The sequence below is a fragment of the Azospirillum sp. HJ39 genome (genome assembly GCF_041507355.1).
In the GTDB taxonomy this organism is placed as follows: Bacteria; Pseudomonadota; Alphaproteobacteria; order Azospirillales; family Azospirillaceae; genus Azospirillum; species Azospirillum thiophilum.
On sequence record NZ_CP167911.1, the window covers coordinates 848,827 to 866,973 of the forward strand.

19 protein-coding genes and 1 pseudogene are annotated in these 18,147 nt (G+C 67.7%); 13 read left to right on the top strand and 7 right to left on the bottom strand.

Annotated elements, in window-relative coordinates:
• Positions 1–151: 151 nt before the first annotated feature.
• Complete coding sequence (locus ABMY26_RS17415) at positions 152–916, bottom strand: PhoH family protein (protein ID WP_372398455.1); 765 nt, start codon at positions 914–916, stop codon at positions 152–154.
• A gap of 806 nt (positions 917–1,722) precedes the next feature.
• Between ABMY26_RS17415 and minC the strand changes: the two genes are divergently transcribed.
• From minC to dgcA, 8 genes and pseudogenes are all read left to right on the top strand, one after another.
• Positions 1,723–2,490 carry a septum site-determining protein MinC gene (gene minC, locus ABMY26_RS17420; RefSeq protein ID WP_372398456.1) on the top strand — a complete coding sequence of 256 codons (768 nt, stop codon included), beginning with the start codon at positions 1,723–1,725 and terminating at the stop codon, positions 2,488–2,490.
• A 97-nt stretch (positions 2,491–2,587) separates the two neighbouring features.
• Positions 2,588–3,403 (top strand): septum site-determining protein MinD, encoded by an 816-nt coding sequence (gene minD, locus ABMY26_RS17425; protein ID WP_045581944.1) that lies wholly within the window; start codon positions 2,588–2,590, stop codon positions 3,401–3,403.
• Positions 3,400–3,648, top strand: a pseudogene (gene minE, locus ABMY26_RS17430) (cell division topological specificity factor MinE); the annotation flags it as partial. The gene minD and the pseudogene minE, both read left to right, overlap by 4 nt.
• A gap of 347 nt (positions 3,649–3,995) precedes the next feature.
• Entirely contained in the window at positions 3,996–5,384 is a 1,389-nt protein-coding gene (locus ABMY26_RS17435) for a CRTAC1 family protein (protein WP_372398457.1), read from the top strand.
• A 231-nt stretch (positions 5,385–5,615) separates the two neighbouring features.
• The gene (locus ABMY26_RS17440) at positions 5,616–6,140 is read left to right on the top strand and encodes a PAS domain-containing protein (protein WP_045581947.1); all 525 of its coding nucleotides are present in this window, start codon (positions 5,616–5,618) and stop codon (positions 6,138–6,140) included.
• Positions 6,115–7,461: a methyl-accepting chemotaxis protein gene (locus ABMY26_RS17445; RefSeq protein WP_372398458.1), complete on the top strand. Its 1,347-nt coding sequence runs from the start codon at positions 6,115–6,117 to the stop codon at positions 7,459–7,461. The genes ABMY26_RS17440 and ABMY26_RS17445 overlap by 26 nt, the downstream gene beginning before the upstream one ends.
• 359 nt (positions 7,462–7,820) lie before the next feature.
• A complete protein-coding gene (locus ABMY26_RS17450) occupies positions 7,821–8,867 on the top strand; it encodes a methyl-accepting chemotaxis protein (protein ID WP_245636709.1) in 1,047 nt (348 codons plus the stop codon).
• A gap of 82 nt (positions 8,868–8,949) precedes the next feature.
• A complete protein-coding gene (gene dgcA, locus ABMY26_RS17455) occupies positions 8,950–9,972 on the top strand; it encodes an N-acetyl-D-Glu racemase DgcA (protein WP_372398459.1) in 1,023 nt (340 codons plus the stop codon).
• Between the two features lie 27 nt (positions 9,973–9,999).
• Here the strand turns inward: dgcA and ABMY26_RS17460 are convergent, their stop codons facing one another.
• Positions 10,000–10,410 (bottom strand): 4a-hydroxytetrahydrobiopterin dehydratase, encoded by a 411-nt coding sequence (locus tag ABMY26_RS17460; RefSeq protein ID WP_372398460.1) that lies wholly within the window; start codon positions 10,408–10,410, stop codon positions 10,000–10,002.
• Positions 10,411–10,617: 207 nt separating this feature from the next.
• Here ABMY26_RS17460 and ABMY26_RS17465 point away from each other — a divergent pair, with 207 nt between their 5' ends.
• The gene (locus ABMY26_RS17465) at positions 10,618–11,223 is read left to right on the top strand and encodes a uracil-DNA glycosylase (protein ID WP_372398461.1); all 606 of its coding nucleotides are present in this window, start codon (positions 10,618–10,620) and stop codon (positions 11,221–11,223) included.
• 50 nt (positions 11,224–11,273) lie between these two features.
• Here ABMY26_RS17465 and ABMY26_RS17470 read toward each other — a convergent pair whose 3' ends face one another.
• Positions 11,274–11,933: a methyltransferase gene (locus tag ABMY26_RS17470; protein ID WP_372398462.1), complete on the bottom strand. Its 660-nt coding sequence runs from the start codon at positions 11,931–11,933 to the stop codon at positions 11,274–11,276.
• Between the two features lie 143 nt (positions 11,934–12,076).
• On the opposite strand from ABMY26_RS17470, the gene ABMY26_RS17475 reads away from it, so the two are divergent.
• On the top strand, positions 12,077–12,934 hold the full coding sequence (locus tag ABMY26_RS17475; protein WP_372398463.1) for a CHAP domain-containing protein: 858 nt from the start codon (positions 12,077–12,079) through the stop codon (positions 12,932–12,934).
• Between the two features lie 117 nt (positions 12,935–13,051).
• Here ABMY26_RS17475 and ubiA read toward each other — a convergent pair whose 3' ends face one another.
• Positions 13,052–13,999: a 4-hydroxybenzoate octaprenyltransferase gene (ubiA, locus tag ABMY26_RS17480; RefSeq protein WP_372398464.1), complete on the bottom strand. Its 948-nt coding sequence runs from the start codon at positions 13,997–13,999 to the stop codon at positions 13,052–13,054.
• Positions 14,000–14,203: 204 nt separating this feature from the next.
• Here ubiA and ABMY26_RS17485 point away from each other — a divergent pair, with 204 nt between their 5' ends.
• From ABMY26_RS17485 to ABMY26_RS17495, 3 genes are all read left to right on the top strand, one after another.
• Positions 14,204–14,596 carry a response regulator gene (locus tag ABMY26_RS17485; protein WP_372398465.1) on the top strand — a complete coding sequence of 131 codons (393 nt, stop codon included), beginning with the start codon at positions 14,204–14,206 and terminating at the stop codon, positions 14,594–14,596.
• 135 nt (positions 14,597–14,731) lie between these two features.
• Positions 14,732–15,565 (top strand): 16S rRNA (uracil(1498)-N(3))-methyltransferase, encoded by an 834-nt coding sequence (locus ABMY26_RS17490; RefSeq protein ID WP_372398466.1) that lies wholly within the window; start codon positions 14,732–14,734, stop codon positions 15,563–15,565.
• Positions 15,566–15,601: 36 nt separating this feature from the next.
• A complete protein-coding gene (locus ABMY26_RS17495) occupies positions 15,602–16,966 on the top strand; it encodes a glutamate--cysteine ligase (protein ID WP_372398467.1) in 1,365 nt (454 codons plus the stop codon).
• A 139-nt stretch (positions 16,967–17,105) separates the two neighbouring features.
• Here the strand turns inward: ABMY26_RS17495 and fdxB are convergent, their stop codons facing one another.
• Genes fdxB through ABMY26_RS17510 form a run of 3 tightly spaced genes read right to left on the bottom strand, consistent with a single transcriptional unit; the run spans position 17,106 to position 18,146 of the window.
• A complete protein-coding gene (gene fdxB, locus ABMY26_RS17500; RefSeq protein WP_372398468.1) occupies positions 17,106–17,399 on the bottom strand; it encodes a ferredoxin III, nif-specific in 294 nt (97 codons plus the stop codon).
• A gap of 55 nt (positions 17,400–17,454) precedes the next feature.
• A complete protein-coding gene (locus ABMY26_RS17505) occupies positions 17,455–17,655 on the bottom strand; it encodes a CCE_0567 family metalloprotein (protein ID WP_045581956.1) in 201 nt (66 codons plus the stop codon).
• A gap of 17 nt (positions 17,656–17,672) precedes the next feature.
• Complete coding sequence (locus ABMY26_RS17510) at positions 17,673–18,146, bottom strand: NifX-associated nitrogen fixation protein (protein WP_372398469.1); 474 nt, start codon at positions 18,144–18,146, stop codon at positions 17,673–17,675.
• Position 18,147: the final 1 nt, after the last annotated feature.

Here is an 18,147-nt window from a genome sequence, read left to right on the forward strand (position 1 = left end):
TTTGTTCAACTGAATGTCATAAACGCAACCATAAGGGAGTGTGCCCGCCCAATCGACCGGCCGGAATCAACCGGCCAAGGGTGGGGGGAGGTGCCGGTGCGGCGCCTCCCCCTGCAATGCTGGCGGAAAGGGCAGCGGAAGGGCGGCGCGGTCAGAGCACCGTCAGCATGCTCGCGACCAGCGGGTGGCGGACGATGTCCTTTTCGGTCAGGCGGGCCACGGCGATTCCCTCCACGGCCTCCAGCCGGCGGGCGATGTCGGCCAGGCCCGACAGGTTTTCCAGCAGGTCGGTCTGGTCGGGATCGCCGGTCAGCACCATGGTCGAATGCCAGCCCAGCCGGGTCAGCAGCATCTTGATCTGGGAATAGGTACAGTTCTGCGCCTCGTCGATCACCACGAAGGCGTTGTTCAGGGTGCGGCCGCGCATGAAGCCGACCGGTGCGATCTCGATGGTGCCGTCGGCCATCATGGCGCGCAGCCGCTTGGACCCCAGCCGGTCGGTCAGCGCGTCATAGAGCGGACGCAGGAATGGCGCCATCTTCTCGTGCATGTCGCCCGGCAGATAGCCGATGCTCTCGCCGGCTTCGAGGGCCGGGCGGGACAGCACGATGCGGTCGACGCTGCCGTCCTCCAGCGCCTCCACCGCCGAGGAAATGGCGATGTAGGTCTTGCCGGTGCCGGCCGGCCCCAGGGCGACCACCAGGTTGTGCGTCCTGATGGCGTCCATCAGCAGTTTCTGGTTGGCATTCTGCGGCTTGACCTTGCGGACATAGCTCTGGTCGCGGCGGTCGTCGTTCCCACCCTGTGTTCCCAGCGGATCCCAGCCGCTGCCGGCCGGGCGGCCGATGCCGGGGAAGAGCGGGTGAACGATGGTTTCGCCCGCTGCGGCGATGCCTTTGCTCGAACGCTTGGCCATGTCGCATCTCCTCGAAAGGTGGGGTTTGCGCCGATTCCGGGCATAAAAAAACCTCCCGCAGGGGGGAGGCTCGGTCGGTCGCATGGATGTGCGTGGTTGGACTGTGCGCGGTCGGTTCGTGCGCTGTCGGGTGCTTCGACCGGGCGCCGTGCCGGCGGACCCGGGCGTGCCGGTGCGGGGCGTGCCGGTGCGGGTCGACGGATCAGGCGTTCGATGGGCGAAGCAAGGTGCAAGAGAACCTCGTCGTCATTGGAAGCCACGCAACCCGACTGTACCGGTATCGATGCGTGACGTCAGGAGAAATTGCGGTCGACGCAAAATATTCATACCAGATGTGGTGTGGGTGCCGCAGGAAAGCCGGAGGGCGGCATTGGTAACCCTTTCCGCCGAGGCGCATCGGCCGACGGTTCGCCGACGGGTGGCCTTCCGGCGGAGGAACCCGAAAGGCTTTGCCGCTGTCCTGCGCTTTCACTACTATGGCGGCCTTGGGGGAATTCGGACGACATGCTGCAACCATGGCCTGCCCGCGGCTGCCGGGAAACCGGGCAGGCGGTGGGGCGGGGTTTCGCGGCTGGCTTTGCGGCTGGCTTCGGCGGCGCGGCATTCGATTATCACCCGTGCGGACGGGGAAACTCTTGTATCGGACCGGTGCGGACAGCTAGAAGGCGCTGATTGGCTGGCTCGCTGCCGGCGCCGGGACCGGGTGGAGCGCCATCGGGGTCCGGGGCGTGTCCGGGGCCGCGCAAGCGGTGCCTCTGGTCGCGGACGCATGGTTACGGGCGGCAGGAACGAACGGGAAGGCTACGGTGAGCAGCGCCAGTCAGGTCGCCGAACGGGATGCGCCGTTCCAGTTGCGTGGCAACTCCTTCACCATGATGGTGCTGAAGGTCTTCGCCCCGACATCGCCCGATTTCTTCACCCAGTTGAACGTCAAGGTGCGCCAGGCACCCAACTTCTTCCGCAACGCGCCGGTCGTGCTGGATTTCGACGATCTGCCGGACTCCGCGGTCTTCGACCTGGGCGCCTTCGTGGCGCAGGTGCGGGCCCAGCATCTGCTGCCGGTCGGCTTCCAGGGCGGGCCGCAGGCGGTGCGCGAGGCGGCGATGACTGTCGGGCTGACGCCGATGCCGTCGGGCCGCGCGGCCAAGCTGGAAGAGGTGGTCAAGGCGCCCGATCCGCGTCTGCACGACCAGCAGGCGCCGGTCACCGGCCCCCAGGTGCTGATCGAGGTGGTTCACCGGCCGGCGGTGGTGGTGACCGACCCGGTGCGCTCGGGCATGCGGGTCTATGCGGAGAAGACCGACCTGATCGTCGCCAGTTCCGTCTCCCCCGGGGCGGAGTTGCTGGCCGACGGCAACATCCATGTGTATGGCGCCCTGCGCGGCCGTGCGCTCGCCGGCTTCTCCGGCGATACCGGCGCCCGGATCTTCTGCCACAGCCTTGAGGCCGAGGTGCTATCGGTCGCAGGCAATTATCGCGTCAGCGAAGACATCGGCAGTGACTTTTACAAGAAAGCCGTGCAGGTTTTCCTGCGCGACGGTGTGCTCAGCATGGATTTTCTGAAGACAGGCTGAGGGCTTTCGTGTGGCTGAAACTTGTCCGGGGTCGCAAAACTCCGGATACTCTACGGTACCCGGTGACGGCAACTTTGGGATTATGGGAGAGGCTCCGTTGAGCAAGATCATCGTCATGACCTCCGGCAAGGGCGGTGTCGGCAAGACGACCTCGTCCGCGGCCTTTGCGACCGGGCTGGCGCTTCGCGGCTTCAAGACGGTCGTCATCGACTTCGACGTGGGCCTGCGCAACCTGGATCTGGTGATGGGCTGCGAGCGCCGGGTGGTCTTCGACTTCATCAACGTGATCAATGGCGAAGCCAAGCTGAACCAGGCGCTGATCAAGGACAAGCGGATCGAGAACCTCTACATCCTCCCGACCTCGCAGACGCGCGACAAGGACGCGCTGACCCGCGAGGGGGTGGAGAAGGTGCTGAACGAGCTGTCGAAGGACTTCGACTACATCCTGTGCGACAGCCCGGCCGGCATCGAGCGCGGGGCCCTGATGTCGCTCTATTTCGCCGACCACGCCATCATCGTCACCAACCCGGAAGTCTCGTCGGTGCGCGACAGCGACCGTATCCTGGGCGTGCTGAACTCGCGGTCCCGCCGGGCGGAACAGGGGCTGGAGCCGGTGACCCAGCAGCTCCTGCTGACCCGCTACGATCCCGAGCGGGTCGAGAAGGGCGAGATGCTGAAGGTCGACGACGTGCTGGAGATCCTGGCGATCCCGCTGCTCGGCGTCATCCCGGAAAGCCAGGCGGTGCTGCGCGCCTCCAACGTCGGCATGCCGGTGATCCTCGACGAATCGTCCAACGCCGGCCAGGCCTATCTGGACTCGGTCGGCCGCTTCCTGGGCGAGGACATCGACCACCGCTTCGTCACCCCCCAGAAGAAGGGCCTGTTCAGCCGGCTCCTGCGGAGGAGCGCATGAGCATCTTCAGCTTCTTCCGCTCGGCCCCGCGGCCGTCGGCGGTCCAGGCGAAGGAACGGCTGCAGATCGTCATGGCGCACGAACGCGCCGGACGCAGCGGCCCCGACTATCTGCCGATGCTCCAGCAGGAGCTGCTGGCGGTCATCGCCAAATACGTCAACATCGACGAGAACAAGGTCGAGGTGAAGCTCGACCGCGGCGGCGACTGCTCGACGCTGGAGGTCAACATCGAACTGCCGGCCCGCGAACAGGCGAAGGCTGCTGCTGCGCGGCCGGGCGACAAGCCGGCCGGCAACGACGACGCGGCGGCCAAGCGGCCGGCCAACGGCGGGGCGTCCGGCGGCGGCGGCGCCAAGAAGCGCATCTGATACCGGGAACCGTCGGTCTGCGGAGGGTGCGGCCCGGCCCGCGGCGGTCATTCCCGCCGTTCGGGCGCTCGGCATCGGACATAGGCCGACCCTGATCATCCGTCCGGGTTTACGCCCGGGCGGGGACGGGGTATCAACGGAGATACACCGCACGAAAGCCCAACGGCTCCAAAGGCCTGCCGCGGCGGCCGGCGGTTGACCGACCACGGGACAAGAGGGTGCCGATGTTCCTCGACTGCTCGTCGCTGATCCCCGAGAACCCGCCGCGGCCATCGAACGGGATCGCGGTCACGGACATCGACGGCGACGGCGCCTTCGAGCTGGTGGTGGCCGGCTACCGCGCCGCCAACCTCGTCCTGAAATGGGTGGATGGCCGGCTGGTCGACATCGCCAACCCGCTGCTCGCCGATCCCGCCGGCCCTGCGATGGGCTTGGCTGCCGCCGACGTCGACGGCGACGGGCGCGAAGAGCTGTACATCGTCAACAGCGACCGCTCGACCGGAGCCAAGGACATGGCCGACCGGCTGTTCGCCTGCTTCGGCAAACATTGGCTCGACCTGTTCGCGCAGGCGGAGAATGCCGGGGCCGCCAACCACACCGCCGCCGGCGCGGTGGCAGCGCTCGACCGCTGGGGCCATGGGCGCTATGGGTTCCTGGTGGCGACCGATGGCGGTCCGCTGCGGCTTTACGAGCTGACCCGCCGCGGCCGGCTGGAGGATGCGGCGGAAGAGGCCGGGCTCGATTCCATCGGTGCGGCGCGCGGCGTCACCGTGCTGTCCATCGCCTCCGACCATTTGGATGTGGTGACGGTCAACGACGGCGGCCCCAACCAGCTGTTCCGCAATCTGGGCGACGGCAATTTCGAGGAGATCGCCGAGGAGCGCGGGATCACCGATTCGCGGCCGTCCGGCCGCGCGGTCGTCGCGCTGGATGCCGATGGCGACGGCCTGTTCGATCTGGCGGTCGGTACCTGGGATGGGGCGCAGCGCCTGTTCCACCAGCGGATGGGGGGCGGCTTCGTCGAGTCGGCGCCTGCCGACCTGTCTATGCCCGGCCGCATCTTCACCGTCGTCGCCGCCGATTTCGACAATGATGGCTACGAGGAACTGTTCTTCCATGGCCACGGCGAGCCCAACCGCCTGTTCGGCTGGCGCAACGACCAATGGCAGGAACTGGAGCTCGGTGACGCGGCCGAGCCGAAGGGGCTGGGCACCGGTGCGGTGGCGGCCGACATCGATGGCGACGGCCGGCTGGAACTGGTGCTGGCGCATGGCGGCGAGGGAGCCGGGCAGGGGCAGCCGCAGGGGCAGCCGTTGTCGCTCTACCGCCCGGTTGCGACAAACCACGGCTGGCTGCGGGTCCAGCCGCTGACCCCCTTCGGTGCGCCGGCCCGCGGCGCGGTGGTCAGCCTGACAGCCGGCGGGCGCCGCCAGCGCCGGACGGTCTGCGCCGGCTCCGGCTATCTCTGCCAGGGCGAACCGGTGGCCCATTTCGGGTTGGGACCGCTCCACGCGGTCGAGCAGGTCGAGGTGCGCTGGCCCGACGGCACCGTGGTGACGGTGGACGATCCGCCGGCCGACCGGCTGCTGACCATTCCCTATCCGCCGGAATAGGGTGGGTCGCCTTTCGAACCGTCCGCTCCCAAATATTTCAGCATCGCAATAGGTAGGGTCTTTCCCGAAAGCATCCGCCTCTCTACAGTGGCGTTCGTTGCGGCGCCTGCCTGGCAGGCCACCGTGCGGTGCGTCGATCCGGACATGTTCGCTCCGTCACCGCCGCCGGCTTTCGCCGCAGGGGGCCGTCCAAGACCGGGCGGGTCAGGGAAGCGGGAGACCGGAAGGCACATGGCACGACGCGACGTTCCCCTGACGGGGGTGGAACGCTTCTTCGACCCGGATGAAGTCATCGTTTCCAAGACCGACCTGAAAGGCCGCATCACCTACGCCAATCGGGTGTTCCAGCGCGTCGCCGGATATGGCGAGGCGGATCTGATGGGGGCGCCCCATTCGATCGTGCGCCATCCGGACATGCCGCGCTGCGTCTTCAAGCTGCTGTGGGACACGCTGGCGGCGGGGAAGGAAATCTTCGCCTATGTCGTCAACCGCGCCCGCAACGGCGACCATTACTGGGTCTTCGCCCATGTGACGCCCAGTTTCGACGCCGAAGGGCGGGTGATCGGCTACCACTCCTCCCGCCGCGTGCCGGAACGGTCGGCGCTCGACAAGGTCATCCCGCTCTACCGCCAGCTGCTCGAGATCGAGAATGGCCACGCCGACCGCAAGCAGGGGATGGAGGCCGGATTCGCCGCCGTCGTCGCCCTCCTGACCGAGAAGGGGATCGGGTATGACGAATTCGTCTTCTCACTCTAGTTCGTCGTCTCCGACCCATTCGTCGTCCCTGAGCCGGGCCGTCGCTTCGGTCGTCCTGGCCGGGGTGGCGCTGGCGGCCCTGCTGGCCGTGGAGACTTTCGAAATCGGCGGCGTCTCGGCGCGGGTTGGGCTGGCGCTGGCCGGGCTGGCGGCGCTGGGCGGGGCCTGGCTGTTCCTGCGCCGGGCCGGGGCGGTGGTGAACCGGCTGACCGAGGTGAACCGGGCGATCGCCGCCGGCGATTTCGAGGCGCGGGTGATCGGCATCCGCGAGGGCGGGGCGCTGGGCGAACTGATGCACGCCACCAACGACGCCATCGACCGCACCGATGCCTTCGTCCGGGAAGCGACGGCCTCGATGCATGCGGTGTCCGAACACAAATATTTCCGGCGCATCGTGCTGCGCGGCATGCAGGGCGGTTTCCTGCACGCCAGCCGGACCATCAATGCCGCGACCGAAAGCATCTCCGGCAAGGTGACCGGCTTCGCTGGCGTGACCCGGCGGTTCGAAACCCAGATCCAGAGCGTCTGTACCGAAGTCGCCGCCACCGCCCACCGGCTGGAGGTCTCCGCCCGCACGATGGAGACCGATGCGACGCAGGCCACCGGCAAGGCGTCGTCGGTCGCGGCGTCCGCCGCGCAGACCGGCAGCAATGTCGGCAGCGTCGCCGCGGCAACGGAGGAATTGTCGGCCTCCATCACGGAGATCGCCCGCCAGATCGGCGACGTCGCCCGGGTGGCGGAAACCGCGGCGGGCGAAGCCGAGCGGTCGAATGCCCTGGTCGGCACCCTGTCGGGGGCCGCGCGCACGGTGGGCGACGTCATCACCCTGATCAATGACATCGCCAGCCAGACCAACCTGTTGGCGTTGAACGCCACCATCGAGGCCGCCCGCGCCGGGGAGGCGGGGAAGGGCTTCGCCGTCGTGGCGCAGGAGGTCAAGCGGCTGGCCGACCAGACCGCCAAGGCCACCGGCGACATCGCCGGCCAGATCGCCGGCATCCAATCCTCCACGGACGAGGCGGTGGGCGCCATCGTCGGCATCGGCCGCACCATCCATTCGATCAACCAGATCGCCGCCGGCATCAGCGCCGGGATCGAGCAGCAGGGCTCCGCCGTGCGTGAGATCGTCGTCAACATGGAGCAGGCCGCCGCCGGCACCCGCGCGGTGTCCGACGACATCAAGGACGTCACCGACGCCGCCTGCCGCACCAGCGGCACAGCGCATGAGGTCTTCGCCGCATCCGAACGCATGACGGCGGAGGCCGACCGGCTGACCCGCGAGGTCCAGCAATTCCTCGACGAGATGCATCGGGTGGCATGACCGCAGCCGGTTGGGCCCAGCGGCGCGGCGATTGCCTTGCGAATGTGCATGGCACATGCACGGTTTTTGCGAAGCGGAATTGTTCTGGCGTATTGCCGGGTTATATGGATTTTTTGTTGCGAATTTGACAAGAAATCGTGTTACGTGTCGGCAATATGAATGCCAGGTTCACAAACCGTTGAGCATCCGGACGCCAGCCTGCCCTTTGTTTCAGCATCTTAACCGGATGATAATCCTGAAAAATCAGGCATGTCCCATCGTCCGCGGCGAAACGCCACGGAAACGGGGGGGCGGGGCGGCGGCTTGGGCATCTGTGGCCGTTGGCATGGCTTTTGATTGGGGAAGGCACAGAGACGGTCATGACGGGGGACAAGACGATGAGCATGGCGGGCACCGATCTCTTCGAACTGTCGCGGGGCGTGCTGGATGTCGCGTCCAAGAAGGTGTCCCTGATCGAGGACATCACCCGGCGCACCAAGATGCTGGCGATGAATGCCCTGATCGAGGCGGCGCGGGCCGGTGACGCCGGGCGTGGTTTCGCCGTCGTCGCCAACGAGGTTTCGGAGATCTCCACCCAGGTCAACAGCATCACCAAGGAGCTGCGGTCGGAGATCGTCGCCCGCGTCGATCACCTGACCACCACCGGCAGCGCCATGGTGCAGGAGATGCATGGCAAGCGGCTGGCCGACCTGTCGCTCAACATGATCGAGATCATCGACCGCAACCTGTACGAACGCTCCTGCGACGTGCGCTGGTGGGCGACCGACAGCGCCGTGGTCGATTGCGCCGCCGACCCGGGCGAGGAGGCGCGTCGTCATGCGTCGCGCCGGCTGGGCGTGATCCTGGAATCCTATACCGTCTATCTCGACCTGTGGATCGCCGACCGCAACGGCAACGTGATCGCCAACGGCCGGCCCGACCGTTATCCCGGTGCGCGTGGCGCCAACGTGTCGGACGAGCTGTGGTTCCGCCAGGCATTGGCCACCCGCAACGGCGGCGAGTTCACGGTGGGCGACGTCGCCCGCAACCGCAGCCTGGACGACCGCGTCGTCGCCACCTATGCCACAGCCATCCGCCGCAACGGCGATACCGACGGCGATCCCATCGGCGTGCTCGGCATCTTCTTCGACTGGGAACCGCAGGCCGCCGCGGTGGTCGAGGGCGTGCGTCTGGAGGCGGGCGAGCGCGAGAAGTCGCGTTGCCTGCTGCTCGATGCCCGTCACCGGGTCATCGCATCGTCCGACGGCCGCGGCATGCTGACCGAGACGGTGCCGCTGAAGCGCAACGCCGGCACCATGGGGCATTATATCGACGAGAAGGGGCGTCTGGTCGGCTACGCCCTGACCCCCGGCTACGAAACCTACAAGGGGCTCGGCTGGTACGGTGTGATCCTTCAGGAACGCTGAGTTCGGACGCAGCAAGCCTGTCGCCATGACGGACGGGGCCGGGATACACTCCCGGCCCTGTTCCGTTCCGGGGTCCGCGATCATGCCCATCCATAGCTTTCCGGCCCAAAGCCTCCCTGGTCAACGCCTGAGCGTCCGGCGCGAGACCTTCCCGATCCGCGGGGCTTTCCGCATTTCACGCGGGTCCAAGACCGAAGCCGCGGTGGTGGTGGCGGAGGTGAGCGACGGTCCGCACCGCGGCCGTGGCGAATGCGTGCCCTACGCCCGCTACGGCGAGAGCGTCGACGGCGTCGTTGCGGCGCTGGAGGCGATGGCCGGGGCGGTCGCCGATGGGCTGGACCGCGCGGCGCTGGCCGGCCTGATGCAGCCGGGTGCCGCCCGTAACGCGCTGGACTGCGCCCTGTGGGACCTGGAGGCCAAGCGCGGCGGCGTTCCGGCCTGGCGCCTCGCCGGTCTGGATGGGCCGCCCGGGCCGCTGGTCACCTGCTACACGCTCGGCGTCGACGAGCCGGAGGCGATGGCCGCCGCGGCGCGAGAGCGGGCGCCGCGGCATCCGCTGCTGAAGATGAAGCTGACCGGGGACGGCGATCTCGACCGGGTCCGCGCCGTCCGTGCGGCGGCGCCGTCCGTCCGTCTGGTGGTCGACGCCAACGAGGGCTGGACGCTCGACCAGTTGTACCGTTTTGCGCCGGTCCTCGCCGGGCTCGGCGTCGAGATGATCGAGCAACCGCTGCCCGCCGGCCAGGACGAGGCGCTGCGCGGCGTCGACTGCCCGGTGCCGCTGGGCGCCGACGAATCCTGCCATGGGCTGGAGTCGCTGGACCGGCTCCGCGGTCTCTACCGGGTGGTGAACGTCAAGCTCGACAAGACCGGCGGCCTGACCGAGGCGCTGGCGATGGCCCGCGCCGCCCGGTCCATGGGCTTCGAGGTGATGGTGGGATGCATGGTCGCCACCTCGCTCGCCATGGCCCCGGCGATCCTGGTCGGGCAGGGGGCACGCTACGTCGACCTCGACGGCCCGCTGCTGCTGGCGCGGGACCGCGAGCCCGGGTTGGCCTATGACGGTGCCGTGGTGCAGCCGCCGGCGCCGGAGCTGTGGGGATAGGGGAGGGGGTGTCGGTCCGTCGCCGCCTTACGCCTCCTGGACATAGGGCGGCGGCTCCGTCCCCACCGATGCCGGAGCATAGGGGGCATCGGCCATCCCGTTGACCTTGGCCGCCATCACGAAGTCGTTCTCGTGCAGCCCGTTGATCTTGTGGGTCCAGAAGGCGACGCTGCAATGGCCCCAGCCATGGCGGATCTCGGCATGATGGCCTTCCGCCTCGCACAGATTGCCGACCTGCATGGCGAAGGCCTGGGCCTGGACGAAGTCGGGGAAGCGGAAGTCGCGTTCGATGCGGTCGGGATCCTGCTTCAGGACCCAGCCCGGGACCTGGACCAGGTAGGAACCGGCCATCGCCCGGTCCATCGGCGGTATGCCGCCACGGCAGGGTTCGCAGGTCTTGGCGGCGAGATCCCGTGCCGCCGGGGGGTGATCTGTCATTCCGGTCTCTCCCTTGTTGGTTGGGGGTAGGAGCTGGAGCGGAGCGGATCGGGCAGGATCGGACTCGATTTGACGCGTGAATCCGCTCGCCGAACACAGGTATAGAGTGCCATTGCGACGTGAATCCTGGGGCCGGGCGGGCGATTCGGCAAGCCCGGCACCCCGCCTGCCCCGACCCGTCGCCCGATAGATTTCTGGGAACCATCCATGACCGATCTGCGCAGCGATCTTCCCTTTGCCGACTATCAGTTTCCGACAAGGCCGACGGACGGGCCGCGGCTCGCCATCGTCGGCGAGGCGCCGGGGGCGGAGGAGGCGCGGCAGGGCACGCCCTTCGTCGGGCGCAGCGGCAAGCTTCTCGACGAGTCGCTGGCCGCGGTGGGGATCGAGCGGGCGCAATGCCTGGTCGCCAACGTCTTCCGCTACCAGCCGCCCGGCAACAAGGTTGGGCATTTCTTCTCGTCGCGCGCTCGCGCCCGCAAGGAAGGGCGGGCAATCGACGAGAGCTGGGGCGCCTTCGGCACCTCCGACCGCCTGCTCGCCGGGTTCGCCGGAGAGATCGACCATCTGCGCGCCACGCTCGCCGAGTGGCGCCCGTCGGTGATCGTGGCGCTCGGCCGCACGCCGACCTGGGCGCTGACCGGCGAGAACGGCATTCTGCAGCTGCGCGGCAAGCTGCTGCCCTGCCGCCTGCTGGAAGGGGTGGAGGTGGTGCCCACCTTCCATCCCAGCTATCTGCTGCGCGGCCAACTGGTGGAGCAGCCGACCTTCCTGGCCGACCTCCGGCTGGCCGTGTCGCGCCTCGGCCACTGAGGATGGGCCGCTGAGATTGGGCCGCTGAAGTCGGCCCGCGATTCCCGGCGTCAGGCTTCGGGAAGCAGGCGCCAGACGACGGTTTCGCGCGTCTCCCTGTCCTCCAGCTCCAGCGAGGTCGGGACGGTGTAGCTCGCCACCTTCTCGATCCCGCTGCGCGGGACATAGGCGCGGCCCGGATCGCCCAGCAGCACCAGCGTGCCGGTGGCGGCGATGCCGCGCAGCCAGCCGGTCACCCGGTCGGCCATCGGCTTCTCGTAGCAGACGTCCCCGGCCAGCACGACGTCGATGCCCGGCAGGCCGCGGCCGACCAGATCGGCGCTGACCGCCTTCACCTCCACCCCGTTGGCGTCCGCGTTCAGCGCGATGGCGGTCAGTGCGAAGCGGTCGATGTCGCAGGACTGCGCCCGCGCCGCGCCGGCCTTCATCGCGGCGATGCCGACCAACCCGGTGCCTGCGGCAAAATCGAGCACCGACTTGCCGGCCACCAGCTCCGGCCGGTCGAGCAGCAGGCGCGCCACCGCCTGCCCGCCGGGCCAAGCGAAAGCCCAGTATGGCGGTGGCAAATTCGTGGCGGCCAAGGTCTCTTCGGTCGCCTGCCAGAGCGGCGTGACTTCGGTGGCAAGATGAAGCTTGACTTCCGGCAGCAGCGGAGTGGTCGTCAGCGTTGTGTTGTCGCGGACGAAATCTTGCGGGGATGCGTTGTTCATACGAGGATTCCCAAGGGACACCGCTGTTGGCTGGGGGAGGATCGGCAGCTTATCATTGTTACACAATTCAAACGGTGTAGACACAGCTCGAAACCCGTGTTACCCGTTTCGACCAGGGGAAAAACAGAGGGATTGGGGGAGTCATGCGGCAGAGGGGAATCGCCATCGGCCTTTCGCTTGCGGCTTTGATCGCGCTCAGCCCCCTTACCGTGTCGACGGCTGCCGCACAAGACGGCGATTGCGTCCGCACAGTCCGTTCCATCTCCGATTTCACCATCCGCGGCGACGCCTGGACCTGGTGGGGCCATGCCGCCGGCCAGTATGACCGTGACCAGCATCCGGCCGTGGGTTCCGTCCTCGTCTTCAAGCGCACCGGCCACATGCGCCGGGGCCATGTCTCGCTGGTCAGCGCGGTGATCGACCGCCGCACCATCGAGGTCGACCACAGCTGGATCGACGGCGACGGACTGCGCCGCGGCATGAAGGTGGTCGACGTCTCCCGGAACAACGACTGGTCGGCCGTGCGGGTCTGGCACGAGCCGACCGAGCAGCTCGGCCTGCGCGTCTATGCCGCCTATGGCTTCATCATGCCGGACGGCGAGTCCGGATCCCGCCGTGGCGGCCGGATGCTCGATGCCGGCGACCGTGGCATGGACCAGAATTTCAGCAGCACTCCGCGCGGCCGCGGCAAGCCCGACGGCGGTCCCCGCATCGTTTCCGCTTCGCTGTCCAGGCAGAAGGGGCTCAGCGTTTCGGTCCCCGGCCGCAAGCCGCAGGCCCTGGCGTCCACCGCCGTTGCTGCCCATGCCCCGCAGAAGCCGCAGCGCATCGACGTCGCCGTGTTGCCGCCCCGCAAGCCCGGAGCGGCTTCCGCGCACTCCGCTCCGATCGTTACCGTTGCCGACGCCGGCGGACCTGCCGGCCATCGCACTGTCGCTCCCAGCCGCAAGCCCGGCGCAGGCAATTCCGTTGCCTTGCTGGCCGACCCGAACGAGCGCTGAGCGTTCGGCAGAATCCTCGAAGCCGGGCAGGGAGTTCAAGGGGACGGGGCATCGCTCCGTCCTTTTTCGTTGTGGGCCTTTCCCGGCGGCTGGGGTGCGGGGCGGCGGTTCCGCGCCCTACAGTTTTCCCGCCAGGATCGCCGCCAGGACCAGCCAGCCGAACCAGCGGTTGGACTTGAACTTGTCCAGGCAGTCGGTCTGATCGTCCGGCCGCCAGGTGGCGACCTGCCAGGCCAATTGCAATGCCGCCAGCGACAGCACCGGCAGGAACAGGCCGCCGAGCCCGGCCAGCCGGCCGCTGATGCCGATGCCGACATAAGTCAGGGTATAGAAGCCGTAGATCCAGATCTTGCTCTGGTCGCCCAACCGCAGCGCGGTGGACTTCACGCCGATGCGGGCGTCGTCCTCCTTGTCCTGATGGGCGTAGATGGTGTCGTAGCCCAGTGTCCAGGCGATGCCCGTCACATAGAGCGCCACGGCCGGCCAGCCGAGATCGTCCTGCACCGCCGCCCAACCCATCAGGGCGCCCCAATTGAAGGTGAGCCCCAGGAAAGCCTGCGGCCACCAGGTGATCCGCTTCATCAGCGGATAGGTGAAGACCAACGCCAGCGACAGCACGCCCAGCCCGATGGCCGTCATTCCCAATTGCAGCAGGATCACCAGCGACAGCAGAAGCTGAAAGGCCAGGAAGGCGAGCGCCTGGCGGACCGAGACCTGGCCCGACGGGATCGGTCGCGAGCGCGTGCGCTCGACCATCGCATCGAACTTGCGGTCCAGGATGTCGTTGACGGTACAGCCGGCCCCGCGCATCAGAACGGCGCCGACGCCGAACAGCGCCATCATTCCAAGCAGCGACGGCCAGTCCCGGAACGGCTGCGGCATGGCCAGCGCCAGACTCCACCAGCAGGGGAACAGCAGCAGCCAGGTTCCGATCGGACGATCCAGTCGCGCCAGCGTGACGTAAGGGCGCCAGCGGGCCGGCACCCGGCGGGCGACCCAGCCGTCCTGGCGGATATCGGTGAAGCCGGGGTCCGGGAGAGTGGGGCCGGTGGATGCAGTGGGCATGACGGCGGCGTTTCCGCTGTGCTATGGAAATGTCTGGACGGTAATCCGGGTGAAGGTATCGGGCTGCCGCCCGGGCGGCAAGCGCGGCACTTTGTCCGGTGTCGGTGACGGCGCTGGCGTGAAATTGCTCCTTCGGGGCTTGTACGCGCCAAGCACGCACCAATACTGTTTCATTGGCACAACCTCATTGGCTCGCAATCTTAAATGGACATGAGCGCAAAACCGGACCGGTTCGCCGTCGTCATCGACGACGAGTCGATCATCTTGGCCGGAATGGAGATCATGCTGGATACCTGGGGGTATCAGGTGCTCGCGGCCGAGGATGTGGAAACCGTCCTGGCGTGCCTGCCCGGCAGGCCGGTGCCGGACGTGATCCTGTCAGATTATCGCCTGCGGGACGGCTGGTCCGGCATCACTGCCGTCCGCGCTGTCCGCGAGGCCTGCGGCGCCGCCGTCCCTGCCATCATCCTGACCGGCGACACCGGTCCGGAGCTGATCGTGGCAGCGAAGGCGGAACAGGTGCGTATTCTGCACAAGCCCGTGCAACCCAGCGACCTGCGCCGGCACATCGACGCCCTCATCGATTCCGGCGGCTGAGCGGCCAAGGCAGCATCCGGCGTCCGAGCATGGTGTCTGCGCGCATTCCTCCTGCGTCCGTCCGGGGGCGTTGATCTGCTGACTTGCACACCCGCGCCCGGTTATAGTCGGCGCCGCCCCGCGGAGACGACAGCCATGGCCGACCCGATCAAGACCCGCCTTTATGTGGACAGCCCGCTGGCCGACGGCCAGTCGGTCGGGCTGGACCATGAACGCGCCCATTTCCTTCGCCATGTCCTGCGGCTGGACCGCGGCGACCCGGTCGCCGTGTTCAACGGCCGCGACGGCGAATGGCGGGCGGTGATCGACGGCTTCGGCAAGGGTTGGTGTTCGCTGACAGTGGCCGACCGGCGGCGCGGACAGGACACGACTCCCGACCTCTGGCTGCTCTTCGCGCCGCTGAAGAAGGGGCGCATCGATTTCGTCGCCGAAAAGGCGACCGAAATGGGGGTGTCGCGGCTATGGCCGGTCTTCACCCGCCGCACCGACCCCAACCGCGTCAATCTCGACCGCCTGCGCGCCAATGCCGTTGAGGCGGCCGAGCAATGCGAGCGCCTGAGCGTGCCGGAGATGGGCGAGCCGATGCCGCTGGAGCGTGCGCTGGCCGGTTGGCCGGACGGACGCCCGCTTTACCTCTGCGCCGAGGCCGGCTCCGCCCGCCCCATCGCCGAGGTGCTGCGCGACGCATACCAGGGCGGCGCGGCCGGACCGGCCGCCCTGCTGGTCGGGCCGGAGGGGGGCTTCGACCAGTCGGAACTTGACGAACTCGTCAAACTCCCCTTTGTTGTACCGGTGGGATTGGGTCCGCGCATCCTGCGGGCCGATACGGCGGTGGTGGCGGCGCTGGCTTGCTGGCAGTCCTTGGCCGGGGACTGGACTGCCGGGGGAAACGACCGGCGTCCGCCTTTCCGTGCGCCGACCTTTCCATCGGCCGGGCAGTCGCCTGCTGGCGAACCAGCGCTCGATTGACCGGCAGCCATCCGTCCACTTCCCGCGAGAGACTTCATGTCCGCACCCCCGACCACGCGCGGCGAACCCATCACCGACCGCCGCCAGCTGGTGGCCTATCTCGAATCCGGCTCCAAACCGGCGCCGGACTGGCGAATCGGGACCGAGCACGAGAAATTCGCCTACCGCACCTCCGACCTGCGGCCGCTGCCCTATGACGGGCCGGACGGCATCCGGGAACTGCTGACCCGCATGACCCGCTTCGGCTGGCAGCCGGTGGAGGAGAAGGGCAACATCATCGCCCTCGTCCAGGACATGGCCAACATCACGCTGGAGCCGGGCGGGCAGGTCGAGCTGTCGGGTGCTCCGCTGGAAACCCTGCACCAGACCTGCGCCGAGGTGCACCGCCACCTGCGCCAGGTGAAGGAGGTCGGGGCCGAGCTGGGGATCGCCATGATGGGGCTGGGCTTCCAGCCGAAATGGCGGCGCGACGACATCCCCTGGATGCCCAAGGGCCGCTACAAGATCATGCGCGACTATATGCCGAAGGTCGGCTCGCTCGGCCTCGACATGATGACGCGGACCTGCACCGTGCAGGTGAACCTGGACTTCGCGTCCGAAGCCGATATGGTGCAGAAGTTCCGCGTCTCGCTTGCCCTCCAGCCGATCGCGACCGCGCTGTTCGCCATGTCCCCCTTCACCGAGGGCAAGCCGAACGGGTTCCAGAGCTTCCGCAGCCACATCTGGACCGACACCGACCCCGACCGCACCGGCGACATCCCGTTCGTCTTCGAGGACGGCTTCGGTTTCGAGCGCTATGTCGACTATCTGCTCGACACCCCGATGTACTTCGTCTACCGCGACGGCACCTACATCGACGCCGCCGGCCAGTCCTTCCGCGCCTATATGGACGGCAAGCTGCCGGTCCTGCCGGGCGAGGTGCCGCTGATCACCGACTGGGCCGACCACACCACCACTGCCTTCCCGGAAGTGCGGCTGAAGAAGTACCTGGAGATGCGGGGCGCCGACGGCGGCCCGTGGCGCAGCCTGTGCGCCCTGCCGGCCCTGTGGGTCGGGCTGCTCTACGATCAGGTGGCGCTTGATGCGGCCTGGGATCTGGTGAAGGACTGGACCACGGAGGAACGCGCGCATCTGCGCGCCGAGGTGCCGCGCACCGGCCTGCACACCGCCTTCCGCGGCCGGACGGTGCGCGACGTGGCGCTGGAGGTGGTGGCGATCGCCCGCGACGGTCTGGTACGCCGCGCCCGCAACGACAATTGGGGCGACGACGAGAGCCACTTCCTCGACACCCTGCAGGTCATCGCCGAGAGCAACCGCAGCCCGGCCGACGAGCTGCTGGAGAAGTATCACGGGCCCTGGGGCGGCAGCGTCGATCCGGTGTTCAAGGAATACGCGTACTGAGGGGAGCGGTTGGTTTGACCCCCACCTTAATCCTCCCCCGCTGGGCGGGGGAGGAGACTGCCGCTGAACGCTGACAAAGGTCCAGTTCCCTCCCCCGCTCGGCGGGGGAGGGTCAGGGTGGGGGGCTAATCCTTACAACTCACGCCGCAACCGGCATGTGGCTGATGCAGCTCTTGGAACACACCTTGGAGCAGCTTTCGCAGCCGATGCAGTTGGCTGCGTTCTCGACCGTCATCACCTTCTTTTCGGCTTCGTCGTCGAAGGCGTCGACGATGTCGCCATCCTCGGTCAGGCCGATCATGTTGAGCACGCCGCGGCCGCAGACCTTGAAGCAGCGGCCGCAGCCGATGCATTGCTTCTGATCGATGGCCTCGACGAATTTCGGGGTCCAGCTCTGACCACCGCGGGTGGTGCCGGTCAGGAAATCAGCCATGGGAATGCTCCTCTCGGGAAAGGGTGCGCCTAAGCTATTGGTTGGGAAACGGGTGTTATGCCTGTTCCAGCGCCTTCAGCGCCGCCCGCTTTTCCGTCAGGGTCTTGAAGGCGTCGTAGGTCTCCTGCGCCACCGTCAGGATGGTCTGCCAGTTCTGCGGAAGCTCTTCCGACAAATCGTGCAGATCCATCTTCTTCTGGGTGGCGCGGGCGTTCAGCTTCTTGATTTCGTCCTTCAGGGCGTCGATCTCGCTCATGGTCGCGGTCCCCCGGCTCAGAGGTTCGCGACGTCGGGATATTCCCGGATCAGGGCCACCGCCTCGTCGACCAGCTTGGCGCCATCGGCGGCCAGCTTCTCCAGGCTGGGGAAGCCGAAACGGTGGACGTCGCGCAGCGATTTCGACACCACGACCAGCCGGCCGGTTGTGAGGATCATGCGGCCGAAGCCCTCGTGGCTCATCTTCATCATCGGCGACGCCATCATGCCGGTCTGCTTCTCGACCGTCACGCCGACCGCCTTGTAGAACAGCTCCAGCCGCCACAGCGTGTCCGGGTCCGGATCGCCGATGATCGGGATGGCGGCACGCGCCTCCCTGTCGAGGATGAAGGGGGCGAGCAGAGCCTCGTCGGGCTTGCCTTCCCAGGCGCCATAGCTGTCCTCGGCCCGGAACAGCAGGACCAGCGTCTTGATGAACTGGTCGGCGACCGACGGCCCTGCGGTTTCGGCGACGGCATTTTCTGCGGCCATG